Origin of the sequence: Photorhabdus aegyptia, assembly GCF_000612035.1 — a bacterium.
In the GTDB taxonomy this organism is placed as follows: Bacteria; Pseudomonadota; Gammaproteobacteria; order Enterobacterales; family Enterobacteriaceae; genus Photorhabdus; species Photorhabdus akhurstii.
Window position 1 is genome coordinate 1 of record NZ_JFGV01000012.1, and the last position, 13,632, is coordinate 13,632.

A 13,632-nucleotide genomic window follows, 5' to 3' on the forward strand; every position below is an offset into this window, starting at 1 on the left:
TCTTAAGGCTAAATATGGCGCATCCAGAAGGATTCGAACCTCCGACCGCTCGGTTCGTAGCCGAGTACTCTATCCAGCTGAGCTATGGATGCGTGGTTTAAATGGCGGTGAGAGAGGGATTCGAACCCTCGATGCAGCTCTTAACCGCATACTCCCTTAGCAGGGGAGCGCCTTCAGCCTCTCGGCCATCTCACCGTACGCTTTCTTTCGAATCGCGACTCAGAACTTTTATTTAAGCTCCTCGTCACTGCGTGGCGCACATATTACTTTCCCAGACTTATAAGTCAAACAATTTTTCTAAACCTGTGTTTATTTGAACACTTCACACACAAGATGTTTAGTTTGCCGTCAAAAAGTGTGCTTTATCAGCAGTAAATTATCACAACCTCAATTGAAGTACATACAAATCGTTATTCGCCACAATAGCATGATAGGAACATGCTGTTCTTACGATAGAAAAACAAAAAAGATGGGAAAATAGACAAGAGTTTAAGAAATTAGCAAAACCTAAAAATACCAACAGAGGTGAAATCCCTCAAAAATGGCGCCCGGTTCTGACAGAGATAGGACGCCAACTTAGAGTCAGTAAGTTGTTGGCTGAGACTTTTCGGCCTGAATCCGCTGATAAATTTCTTCACGGTGAACAGAAACTTCTTTAGGGGCATTTACACCAATACGAACTTGGTTACCTTTAACCCCCAGTACTGTAACTGTTACCTCATCGCCTATCATGAGCGTTTCACCAACTCGACGAGTCAGAATAAGCATTCTTTGCTCCTTGAAAATTTAAAAGAGTCGGGTCTTTCGGTTTCCCCGCTATTATCCATCAAACACCGTGAAAACGTAAAACAATGGTATATGCTTAAAGTATAAGCAATTTTAAGCGCATTTCCTACCTATATAGTTTAGCCAAAATAAATAAATATGCGCTTAACCTTTTAACAATTTCACAACAAGATTTCAAGACACCACAAAAACAACGCTATGATGCCCCGTAAACTCAGGTAATACCGCTTATAGCCGCGATGCTACCCACTCTTCCACGCTATCCAAAGCAGAAGGCAATGCTTCAACATCAGAACCACCTGCCTGGGCCATATCAGGACGACCACCGCCTTTACCACCGATTTGCTGAGCTACAGAAGAAATTAACTCACCTGCTCTTATTTTAGCAGTCAGATCCTTTGTGACACCAACAATTAAGCTGACTTTATCATCACTTGTAGTGGAAAGCACAATAATCGCTGAACCTAGTTGATTTTTTAGATCATCAACCATCGTTCTCAACATCTTAGGTTCTGTATTACTTAACTGACTAACCAGCAACTTCACACCCTTCACTTCTTTCGCTTTGCTTGCTAAAGAAGAGCTCTCTTGTGCAGCCTGCTGATCTTTAAGCTGTTGAAGCTCTTTTTCCAACGCTTTGGTTCTATCCAGCGTCACCCGTACTTTTTCACTCAGGCTATGGATATCACTTTTCACTAATTGAGCAATATCTTGAAGTAAATCAACCTGTTGATGTACAGATTCTACCGCTTTTTTACCTGTAATCGCTTCGATCCTACGGATACCCGCAGCCGTTCCAGATTCAGCAATAATACGGAACAAGCCAATATCACCGGTGCGATTTGCATGAGTCCCTCCACATAATTCAGTGGAAAAATCCCCCATTGACAGTACGCGAACTTGTTCTTCATATTTTTCACCAAACAGTGCCATTGCACCTTTGGCTTTTGCTGTTTCCAGATCCATCAATTCAGTAACAACCGGTGAATTTTGACGAACTTCGGCATTAACCAAATCCTCAACCTGACGGATCTGTTCTGGTTTCATCGCTTCAAAGTGAGAAAAATCAAAGCGAAGGTATTTATCGTTAACCAGAGAGCCTTTCTGTGATACGTGCTCACCCAAAACTTGACGTAACGCAGCATGTAACAGATGGGTTGCTGAGTGATTCAAACGAATTGCATCACGACGTTCAATATCAATAACCGCATTGATGTTACGGTTTACACTTAAGGTACCTTTTTCAAGCTTACCAATATGACCAATAGCCTGACCATATTTTTGTGTATCAATAACACAAAAAGCACAATCGGCATTACTCAGAATGCCTGAGTCACCAACTTGTCCACCAGATTCAGCATAAAAAGCGGTCTTATCCAATATAACAATCGCTTCTTCACCCGCTTGAATTTGATCGACTGATTCACCATCACGGAAGATAGCAGTTACTATTGCCTGCTGTTCGTTATGATCGTAACCAGAGAAATCACTGCGTTCATCAACTTTGATCAATTCATTATAATCGGTGCCGAAACCACTTGATTCACGAGCACGACGACGCTGATTTTCCATTGCCAGGGCAAATCCCGCTTCATCAACGCTAATATTACGCTCACGGCAAACATCAGCGGTTAAATCCACAGGGAAACCATAGGTATCATACAGACGGAAAGCCGTTTCGCCATCCAGAATATCACCGGACAGTTTTGCCAGTTCATCGTCTAACAATTGCAGACCACGTTCCAGAGTACGAGCAAACTGCTCTTCTTCTGTTTTCAAGATCTGTTCAACAATGGTTTGCTGGCGTTTAAGCTCTTCTCCCGCAGCACCCATCACGTCTATCAATGGCGCAACCAGTTTGTAGAAGAAGGTATCTTTAGCCCCCAACATGTTACCGTGACGGATAGCTCGGCGGATAATACGACGCAGAACATAACCACGGTTTTCATTAGAAGGAACAACACCATCACAAATCAAAAATGCACATGAACGAATGTGATCAGCAATAACCCGCAGAGATTTATTACTCAGATCATCTGTAGCGCCAGTGACATTAGCAACAGCAGTAATCAAATCACGGAACAGATCGATCTCATAGTTAGAATTGACGTGCTGCAATACAGCGGCGACGCGCTCCAGCCCCATCCCTGTATCTACTGATGGTTTTGGCAACGGCTCCATCGTACCATCAGCATGACGATTGAACTGCATAAAGACGATATTCCAGATTTCAATATATCTGTCACCATCTTCCTCCGGGCTTCCTGGCAGTCCACCCCAGATATGTTCACCATGATCATAAAAAATTTCAGTGCAAGGGCCGCAAGGACCGGTATCACCCATTTGCCAGAAGTTATCCGATGCATAAGGCGCGCCTTTGTTATCACCAATGCGGATAATTCTTTCTGTTGGTATGCCGACTTCGTTCTTCCAAATATCATAGGCTTCATCATCTGTCTGATAGACAGTCACCCATAATTTTTCTTTAGGCAAATTGAACCAATCTTTGCCCGTCAGAAGTTCCCAAGCATAATTAATAGCATCATGTTTGAAATAGTCACCAAAACTGAAATTACCGAGCATCTCAAAAAAAGTATGATGGCGTGCGGTGTAACCTACATTTTCTAAATCGTTATGTTTACCACCGGCACGAACACAACGCTGAGCAGTTGTTGCTCGGGAATAAGATCTTTTATCCTGTCCAAGAAATAGATCCTTAAACTGGTTCATCCCTGCGTTGGTAAATAGCAGTGTTGGGTCATTATTTGGCACCAAAGAACTACTTGGTACGATTTGATGCCCTTTAGTATGAAAAAAGTCGAGAAACGCTTGACGGATCTCAGCGGTGCTTTTGCTCATAATTGTCCCGAAATCAAGCTGGAAAAAACAGATTTATGAATTGGTTAGGTGGGATATTCCATCACCTACTTTCAACTCACGAATAAACAAAGTGGGGATAAGATAAAAGTTCTTCTATTAGAAGTATACCCGTCATCTTTCAAGTTGCCTCTTTGTTGGCTGCACTCGCTCACCCCAGTCACATAGTTATCTATGCTCCCGGGGATTCACTCCCTTGCCGTCGCGATGCATCTTGAAATCCATAGGGTATAAAATCCCAGATATATCCATTCGCTGGCAGCATTGTAAATCGTCTGGGTATTTTCTGAAAGCATGATCGCATAATATGGATAATACTTGCTTTCTGAGAGAAGAAACCGCGTCATTATTAACGCGGTATAAGTTTGATGACAAAACTTTTACAGCTTTAATCCGAGAATTACAGACTACCGATATAATTAGTCAGATTAGAATTCTTCGTTATTCATCTCTTCGTTTTCATCGCCTTCGTAATCAGAAGCAGCACTACTGAATTCGCCGGCATTATGCAACAGCATTTCACGTAATTTTTTATCCAGTTCAGCAGCAATTTCAGGATGCTCTTTCAGGTAAATGGTAGCATTCGCTTTGCCCTGACCAATTTTATCGCCATTATAGCTGTACCATGCACCCGCTTTTTCCACCAGTTTATGCTTCACGCCTAAATCGATTAATTCACCATAAGTGTTAATGCCTTCGCCATACATAATCTGGAATTCTGCTTGCTTAAATGGCGCTGCCACTTTGTTTTTGACTACCTTAACACGGGTTTCGCTACCAACAACCTCTTCGCCATTTTTCACAGAACCAATGCGGCGAATATCCAGACGAACAGAAGCATAGAATTTCAGCGCGTTACCACCGGTTGTGGTTTCAGGGTTACCGAACATGACGCCAATTTTCATACGGATCTGGTTGATAAAAATCAACAACGTATTGGAGCTTTTCAAGTTACCGGCCAGTTTACGCATTGCCTGACTCATCATTCGAGCTGCCAGCCCCATATGAGAATCACCAATTTCCCCTTCTATTTCGGCTTTTGGCGTTAAGGCAGCTACAGAGTCTACGATAATGACATCAACAGCGCCGGAACGTGTCAACGCATCGCAGATCTCAAGAGCCTGTTCTCCGGTATCGGGTTGAGAACACAACAGATTATCAATATCAACGCCCAATTTCTTAGCATAGATAGGATCAAGAGCGTGTTCAGCATCAATAAACGCACAGGTTTTACCTTCACGTTGTGCCGCGGCGATAACCTGTAATGTCAGCGTTGTCTTACCAGAAGATTCCGGACCATAAATTTCAACAATACGCCCCATCGGCAGGCCACCAGCACCTAATGCAATATCCAGTGACAATGAACCCGTGGAGATAGTTTCAACGTCCATTGAACGGTCTTCGCCCAAACGCATGATGGAACCTTTGCCAAACTGTTTTTCAATTTGGCCTAGTGCCGCCGCTAGTGCTTTTTGTTTATTTTCATCAATAGCCATTTTTACTCCCTCGTAAGCAATGAAAGGGCTCTCTCACTGCCGATGAATAATTTCTGATACCAAACGTTGCTTGCAATTATACTGTATAATCATACAGCATCAAGTTAATTTTTTATACCCGTCATCTTTCAAGTCGCCTCTTTGTTGGCGGCGCTCACTCATCCCGGTCACATAGTTACCGATGCTCCCGGGGATTCGCTCCCTTGCCGTCGCGATCCATCTTGAAATCCATATAGTATATAATCTCTGATAACAGTGTTTTCAGAGAATAAATGACAGCTTGAAGGCGTACTTCATTTCGATCACCGTTAAAACAACAACGGCGGGACACAACTTCTACCCCATTTACCGTTAGATATGCAAATCCAAACCACACAGTACCAACAGGTTTTTCTTCGCTGCCGCCATCAGGCCCGGCAATGCCACTGACCGAAACCGCCAGATCTGCCTGTGCGGCTTTCAGCGCTCCTGCGGCCATTTCTCTCACCACCTGTTCACTAACAGCCCCATATTGCTGTAAAACAGCTTCTGACACGCCAAGCATCTGATGCTTAGCGTTATTACTGTATGTCACAAAGCTTCGGTCAAAATAAGCAGAGCTACCGGCAATATCTGAAATTGTTTTCGCCAACCAGCCACCGGTGCAAGATTCAGCGCAGGTCACCCACAGTTTTTGCTGCCTCAGCTTCTCTCCCAGTTCAATACTAAGCTGAGTCAGAATTTTTTCACTCATAACACTCTCTTCATCCGATAAAAGATCAATTTCTTTGAAACCGGTTCCAAATCCACAAACTCGTGATTGTCAACGCCAACAGAGTACCAAAACCTATCCCTGTTGTAACAACCGGGACGCCTATTTTAATAACCAATGAGTACAGGCCAAGCATCAATAACATGGCGATATTCTCACCCAAGTTCTGTACTGCGATGGCATAACCGGCCCCAATCGTTTGTCTGCCGCTTTCCTGCAATAATGCATTCAGTGGAACAATAAACAAACCGCCAAAAATACCGAGAATGATTAATAAGACGTAGGAAGCCCAAATACTTTGCTGAACAGCAAAAATGATCACCATCACGCCGATTAAAACACCAGCAGGCAGACAACGATGGACTGTTTTAAGGGTGATGAAACGGGCAGCAACACCTGCGCCAATAATAATGCCGACAGCAACCATCACATTAAGTATTGTCGGCGTGCTATTGTCAGAAATTCCCAGCACAACAGGTACCCATAAGACCAAGAGGAATCTCAGTGTTATACCCGTCCCCCAGAACAAACTGGTGCCAATTAAAGAAAACCTAGCTCCTTTGTTATGCCAAAGAATACAACAAGATGAAGCAAAGTCTGTCAGCATCTTTTTCAGATTCCAGCCTTTATCCTGACGTACAGCCGATAATCGGGGGATAAAGAAATTAGCAACAACAGCGATACCATACATCAGCGCACAAACAAGCAGTGCGACAGCCAGGTTCCAATCAGATAAAAAACCGCCAGCAACAGAGCCCGTAAGAATAGCAATTATCGTTGAAGCCTCCATCAAGCCATTAGCCTTTACTAAACGATCACCATCGGTCAGTTCAACCAAGATTCCGTATTTAGCCGGTGAATATGATGCAGCCCCCACGCCCACCAAGGCATAACCTAAAAATGGATCATATCCCAGGCAAATAGTAAATGCGCCCAACAACTTGACGCTATTAGCAAACAACATCACACGATCTTTCGGGAAACGATCGGCAATTTGCCCCACAAAAGGCGCCAATAGGATATATGCCAAAACAAACACTATCTGTAATATCGGCTGGCTCCAGTCAGGATAAAACTGGGCTTTCAACTGTGCCAGAATCGCAAACAACAGCGCGTTATCGGCAAAAGCTGAAAAAAATTGTGACACCAATACGGCTTTCATGCCACGGGTTAATAACGGTTGAACAACGACGGATGGATTCACGATGATTATTCCTGTTCAGCTTCACTTTCCAATGACACGATTTTTTCCTGTTTAGCAAAATGTTTCCCCTGACCGAGAATAGTACAAAATCCCTGTTCATCAATTGAAACAATGTCTCCGGTATCGAACCAATCAAACTGAATATTCCCATGCTCATCTTTTGCCGCTGGTGGTTCTAAATGATTTGGATCGTCAATTCTCAGATACCCTTTCATCATATTCGGGCCACGCAGTTGCAAACGCCCCCCCGCCTTAATTCCTGCTACCGGAATCAAACGGGATTCCATTGCCGGCAAAATCCGCCCAACAGTACCGACCTTAGCCATCATCGGCACATTCAATGCAATGACAGGCGCACATTCGGTCATGTCATATCCTTCTAAAATGCGAATACCGAATTTGTCTTGCCAAATCTGTTTCGTATTTTCAGTGAGCTTCTCAACACCGGCTATAACACAACGAAGACGCGCAAAATCATATGAATGAGCGAAATAGGCATAATTCTCCAAGAAAGTGGATGTACCCAATAATACGGTACAGTTACGCTCATATACCAGTTCTGGCACTACCCGATAATGCAATGGGTTTGGGTAGAGGAATATCCGGCTACCAGACAACAGCGGAGTGAACAAACCAACCGTCAACCCAAATGCATGAAATAGCGGTAGAGAAGACATAAAACGGTCAAGTGGGTTGAAATCAGTAATGGTTTTTATCTGTTCCACATTGGCTAACAAACTAGCGTGACTGTGAACGACACCTTTTGACACAGTTTCTGAGCCGGACGTAAATAGCACCAAAGCATCATCATCGGGTTTTTGCGCCACCATCGCTTGCTTGGGGAAAAAGAGGTGCCACAAGATCCATAATTTATCCTGAAAAGTCACTGTACCTGCCAAATCCTCAAGATAAACCCAATTAACCTCGGTAAGCTGCTCAGATAAATGAGTTAATCGCTCCTTTTCCAGAAATTGTCGGGAAGTCACAATCGTTTTAATACTGGCAATCGCTACCGCATTCTTCAATCCATAACTGTCGGTTGTATAGTTTAGTAAAGCCGGTATTCTTCCCCTCAAAGATGCCCCGAATATCGCCGCGACCATAATAGTGGCATTGGGTAAAAGAAAACCAACCCGTTCCCCCTGACAGGTAAAACGCTGCAAAATACGGCTGGCGCCCAGTACTTTTTTAAGCAGACTGTTATAACTGTCTTCTTTAAAAGAAACATCTTCAATACAGGGTTTAAAACGACCAAATTGTTTTCGTGCAACCAGTAAAGATTCAAATATTGTTTCTTGCGGTCGGGTCGCCATTCGTGCACTCATCATTATTTCATGCAAACGCTCACCGGCTAAACGACGTCGTTGCTCCGAACCAGACACATTCGGTATCGGCAATTGTGTCGCAGGCAGGATTTTCATTGTCACCTTCGGAAAAAGGTGAAGTTTGAAAATACCTTTTAATCGGCTGAATAGGGTTCTTTCTAATCCTTCAAAACGAACAGGAACCACCGCAGCTTCGGATATCGCCGCAATAAAAGCCGCCCCATCATAGATTTTCATCAAAGAACCGGTGACAGTAATTCTCCCCTCGGGAAAAACAACTATTGGCCGCCCTTTTTCTATTTCCTTAACCAACACCCTGACAGCCATTGGATTTATTGGGTCCAAAGGGACTATTTCAACATAGCGACTTACCAGTTTCATAAAACCACGATTTGCAATATTGGAATAGACAGCAAATACTGGCTTAACCGGCAAGAAAAGCGTCAGCAAAACACCATCAAGAAAAGAGACATGATTAGGCGTGATAAGGCATTTAGGGTGGTTAAATTGTTTAATATCTCCTTCTACTGTTAAACGAAACATTAAACGAAAAACAAGCCTTAGAAATTTAAACAACATATTCGTATCTCAACCCATTTGAAAAAATAAATAGAAGATACTATTTATTATTCGACACTGTAATAGTCTTATTTCTCTATAAAAAATACTAAAATAGTGTCAGGAAGCTATTCCAGAGAGCATAATTTCTTTCACATAAGTTGCAATTTTTTCCGGTGAAAGTTGCGCATTAATAATATGGTTCGCACATTCACAGTAGAGATTTTCTCTGGCGGCAAGCACTTCTTCCATTTCTTCAACAATAGATTTTCCCGTCAAACTAGGGCGTTGGGTACTTTCTGGTTGCTGCATTAATCGTTCAGCCAAAATGCTCGCTGAAGCTTGAAGATAAATCACCGTGCCATTTTGTCGCATATATTGGCGATTTGCAGCGGAAAGAATGATCCCTCCACCGGTAGAAATAACACGATTGCTTTGACTAACTTGTTGTAAAGCTTGGCTTTCTAATTGCCGAAATTGTTGCCACCCTTGCTGGTTAACAATATCCGCAATGGTCATGTTGCTGGTTTGTTGGATATAGTGATCAGTGTCAATAAATGTGTACGATAATTCATTGGCTAATAATTTTCCAACCGTCGTTTTTCCTGCCCCACGCGCACCTACAATAAACAATATTTGGTTCACTGCCTGATATCCTTGGTAAATTTCATCGTTAAAAATATATTAACGCCTATAGTAACCAGAACTTTACACTAACGTAAAATCAAAAGTTAATATATACGGTAAAAGCTACCCCAAAGCATGATCTTATCGAAACTTCAATATAACCAGATACGCTTCTGGGGTAACAGTAAACACATTACTTACGGATTAAATCATCCCCATAACCAATCCATTTATACGTAGTCAGCGCATCTAATCCCATTGGGCCGCGGGAATGCAGTTTCTGCGTACTAACGGCAACTTCCGCTCCCAAACCAAACTGGCCGCCATCAGTAAAACGAGTGCTAGCATTCACATAAACCGCGGCAGAATCAACCTGACGAACAAAATAGTCAGCATTGTGCAAAGATTGAGTCAAAATAGCATCAGAATGGGACGTCCCATAGGTACGAATATGATCAATTGCCTGCTCCATATCACTGACAATTTCCACATTCATATCCAGAGATAACCACTCATCACGGTAATCTGCTGCTGTAACATCCACGACCTTAGCCGGTCCATCTTTCAAAAACGCCATTGCTGATTTACTCGCATGCAGAGTCACTCCCTGCGCTTTCATGTTCTTGCTCAATGCAGGCAGAAAATCAGCCGCAATCTTATGATGTACCAGCAAGGTTTCCAAAGCATTACAGGCACTCGGACGTTGCACTTTAGCGTTAGTGATTACAGTTAATGCCTTATCAAAATCGGCACTTTCATCGACAAAAGTATGACAAACACCTATTCCACCCGTAATAACTGGAATAGTCGATTGCTCGCGGCACAACTTATGCAACCCTGCGCCACCACGTGGAATCAACATATCCACATAGCGATCCATTTTCAGTAGCTGAATGACTAACTCACGGTCCGGTTTATCTATCGCCTGCACGGCTGCGGTAGGTAATCCACTCTGTTCAAGTGCCTGCTGAATGACTTTCACTGTCGCTTGATTGGTGTTATGAGTCTCTTTACCACCACGCAAAATAACCGCATTACCAGTTTTCAAACACAGAGATGCAACATCGATGGTGACATTAGGACGTGCTTCATAAATCACCCCAACCACACCCAGCGGTACACGGCGGCGCTCCAACCTCAAGCCACTGTCAAGCAAACTGCCATCAATGAGTTCCCCTACCGGGTCAGATAAACCGCATACCTGACGAACATCGTGAGCTATCGCTGTCAAACGCTCCGGCGTCAATAACAGACGATCCAACAATGCTTCGCTCATGCCCTGTTCACGGGCCTGAATCATATCAAGCTGATTAGCTGCAAGAATGATTGCGCTTTCCTGCTCTAGTAAATCTGCAATGCGGACTAATGCCTGATTTTTCTGTTTTGTACTTAGCTGTGCCAGTTGCCATGCAGCTTCCCTGGCAGCCTTTCCCATTTGTTCTAACATTATGAATCCTTAACTCACAATCATGTCGTCACGATGAACCGCAACCGCACCATATTCATAACCGAGGATTTGGCTTATCTGCTGTGAATGGCGGCCTGCAATTAAACGTAGAGCATCACTGTTATAACGGCAAACACCATGCGCCAAATCCTTACCAGACAGGCTACGAATGCAGATAACTTCTCCACGGGAGAAATCACCTTTAATATTTTTAATCCCTTTCGGTAATAAAGAGCTGCCTTTTTCGCAGATTGCTGTTTCAGCGCCATGATCTACAATAATTTCACCCGCCGGAGGCGCGCCAAAAATCCAACGCTTGCGATTTTCCATCGGGCTTTCCAACCCATGAAAGCGAGTACCTACCGGATTACCTTCAATGACATCAGAGATGACATCAGGTTTATTACCAGCGGCGATAATGACATCAATACCCGCGCGACCTGCAATCCCCGCCGCCTGAAGTTTAGTTGCCATTCCTCCCGTCCCTAAACCCGAAATGCTATCACCGGCAACCATACGTAATTCATCGCTGATGTCATAAACTTCCGGGATAAGTTTTGCGTCTGGATTACTACGCGGATCAGCGGTATATAGCCCTTCAATATCCGTCAGTAATAGCAACTTATCCGCTCCCCCCAGAATTGCCGCCAGCGCAGATAAATTATCATTATCACCCACTTTAATTTCCGCCGTCGCAACCGCATCATTCTCATTAATTACGGGCACAATGCGATTATCGAGCAAAGCCTGTAAGGTATCTCTGGCATTTAAAAAACGTTCGCGATCTTCTAAATCCGCTCGGGTCAGTAACATTTGCCCAACATGAATACCATAAATAGAAAAAAGCTGCTCCCATAACTGAATCAACCGGCTCTGCCCGACCGCCGCCAGCAATTGCTTGGACGCAATCGTTGCCGGGAGATCCGGATAGCCCAAATGTTCCCTCCCTGCCGCAATAGCACCGGAAGTCACAATAATAATGCGATGACCTTTTTCATGCTGTTGAGCACATTGCCTTACCAGTTCTACAATATGCGCTCGATTCAGGCGACGAGAGCCGCCTGTCAGTACGCTCGTCCCCAGTTTCACAACCAATGTTTGGCTGCTATTCATCATATTTTTGCCATTAAATTTAAATTAAAAAAACAGTGCTCAGTTTTAACAGGAGAGAAGCGTTATGCCAACAGGCATAATACTAAATCGAAAAAATAGGAGCTTAGAACAAATCTATGCAGTAGACTTCATCCGAAAACACATGAAATCTTTATAAAATAAAGCAGTTAACAATCAACAAGTAATGGGAATTTCACTAACAGATTTTATTTTTCAACCATTGACTAATCTCCCGTAACGCCTTATTGAAACTGTTATAAACAGGCGTTGTCGGAATAGCCAGTAATTTACTATCCATTGATGACATTGCTATCAACTTAGACTCTTCTTTCGGGCTGAAAATATCATTCTGCCAGTAACCCGCTAGCATAGGAACGGAACAACGCCGACCTAGCAAACCTTGTTTTTTAAGGGAGTAACAACCGAGTTCGAGGCGAAACGCATTTTCATCCACATTATAAATACCCAATCTGCTAGCAAACATATCAAGGTGCATCGAAGGTGAATTTTGTTGACGTTCAACGCTATTGAGCCACTCATGAACAATAGCGCCAAGAGTCGCAACGCCCTTGATACGTTTAGATTCCAGATAGGCCAACCGGACGGCAATATTGGCGCCAAAGCGAAAACCAAAGAGGCCAATTCTGGTGTGGTCAATCCAGGGAATTTCATCCAATTGATGGATTATTTGTTGATGGAGAATACAGGTATCCTGTGTCAGCTTAAGACGTGAAGAGTAACCAATCGAGGGCATATCCACAGTTAACATCGCAAATCCAAGCGGCGCCAGATAATCGCGGAATAGCCGATAATAATCGCTTTGCAAATTATCCAAACTGCCACAAACCAAAATAGTTGGAGAAGGTCTTTGCAGTTGCTGAGGCAGATGAAGGAAACCGGTCACACAACCACCTTCCTTGAGTTTGAACTCGATTTTCCTCAACTGATAGTCAGAACAACGAGCCGCATTTTCATAAGCTTTATTGGCTAAAATAACGGCCTGCTGAGACAACTCATCACCCTTAAGATGGGGATAACCGGCGATGCTATACAAATTAGCCGCTTTCAACCAGAAATTGCCGGCTTCCGGGATCTGCTCTGCCTGCAACGCTTTCTGTTGCCACAACATCGCCTGATGTGACCACTCAAAAACCCAGTTACCTTTACGATAACCAATCACAGTATCCAGTAAATTATCATCACTGCGCTGCGCGTTTGTCATGGCAATCCGGCACAACACTTCTTCTATTTCAAACGGATCAATTCCTCGCCAAATCCACATCAGCCGGTTAATCATACGATACCAGCTACCATGACTATTACCATCCAACGTACTGTAATTACCTGCAATTAACCGAGGATGGCGGTGTTTTACCAGCGTGGAAGTTTCCTGATGTTTTTGTCTTGGCTTAAAAAGTGATTCTGAAAGGTTCTGGTTTGCCATAACA

Annotated in this window: 9 protein-coding genes, 2 tRNA genes and 1 pseudogene; all 12 read right to left on the reverse strand. The window is 43.5% G+C overall.

Annotated features, from left to right (window positions below; all coding sequences use genetic code 11):
- Positions 1-15: 15 nt before the first annotated feature.
- Positions 16-92, reverse strand: a tRNA-Arg gene (locus BA1DRAFT_RS05240).
- 10 nt (positions 93-102) lie between these two features.
- Positions 103-195 (reverse strand) — tRNA-Ser (locus BA1DRAFT_RS05245).
- Between the two features lie 387 nt (positions 196-582).
- On the reverse strand, positions 583-768 hold the full coding sequence (csrA, locus tag BA1DRAFT_RS05250) for a carbon storage regulator CsrA (RefSeq protein ID WP_002209449.1): 186 nt from the start codon (positions 766-768) through the stop codon (positions 583-585).
- Between the two features lie 246 nt (positions 769-1,014).
- Positions 1,015-3,645 carry an alanine--tRNA ligase gene (gene alaS / locus BA1DRAFT_RS05255; RefSeq protein ID WP_036776821.1) on the reverse strand — a complete coding sequence of 877 codons (2,631 nt, stop codon included), beginning with the start codon at positions 3,643-3,645 and terminating at the stop codon, positions 1,015-1,017.
- A 446-nt stretch (positions 3,646-4,091) separates the two neighbouring features.
- Entirely contained in the window at positions 4,092-5,159 is a 1,068-nt protein-coding gene (recA, locus tag BA1DRAFT_RS05260; protein ID WP_036776822.1) for a recombinase RecA, read from the reverse strand.
- 175 nt (positions 5,160-5,334) lie between these two features.
- The gene (pncC, locus tag BA1DRAFT_RS05265) at positions 5,335-5,892 is read right to left on the reverse strand and encodes a nicotinamide-nucleotide amidase (protein WP_082303638.1); all 558 of its coding nucleotides are present in this window, start codon (positions 5,890-5,892) and stop codon (positions 5,335-5,337) included.
- A 25-nt stretch (positions 5,893-5,917) separates the two neighbouring features.
- Complete coding sequence (lplT, locus tag BA1DRAFT_RS05270; protein ID WP_267483539.1) at positions 5,918-7,072, reverse strand: lysophospholipid transporter LplT; 1,155 nt, start codon at positions 7,070-7,072, stop codon at positions 5,918-5,920.
- Positions 7,073-7,140: 68 nt separating this feature from the next.
- Positions 7,141-9,018: pseudogene (gene aas, locus BA1DRAFT_RS05275) on the reverse strand (bifunctional acyl-ACP--phospholipid O-acyltransferase/long-chain-fatty-acid--ACP ligase); the annotation flags it as partial.
- Positions 9,019-9,117: 99 nt separating this feature from the next.
- Positions 9,118-9,642 carry a shikimate kinase AroL gene (gene aroL / locus BA1DRAFT_RS05280; RefSeq protein WP_036776827.1) on the reverse strand — a complete coding sequence of 175 codons (525 nt, stop codon included), beginning with the start codon at positions 9,640-9,642 and terminating at the stop codon, positions 9,118-9,120.
- A 175-nt stretch (positions 9,643-9,817) separates the two neighbouring features.
- A complete protein-coding gene (proA, locus tag BA1DRAFT_RS05285; protein WP_036776829.1) occupies positions 9,818-11,071 on the reverse strand; it encodes a glutamate-5-semialdehyde dehydrogenase in 1,254 nt (417 codons plus the stop codon).
- Between the two features lie 9 nt (positions 11,072-11,080).
- Positions 11,081-12,184: a glutamate 5-kinase gene (proB, locus tag BA1DRAFT_RS05290; protein WP_036776928.1), complete on the reverse strand. Its 1,104-nt coding sequence runs from the start codon at positions 12,182-12,184 to the stop codon at positions 11,081-11,083.
- Between the two features lie 196 nt (positions 12,185-12,380).
- Positions 12,381-13,628 (reverse strand): esterase FrsA, encoded by a 1,248-nt coding sequence (gene frsA / locus BA1DRAFT_RS05295; protein WP_036776831.1) that lies wholly within the window; start codon positions 13,626-13,628, stop codon positions 12,381-12,383.
- Between the last annotated feature and the right edge of the window lie 4 nt (positions 13,629-13,632).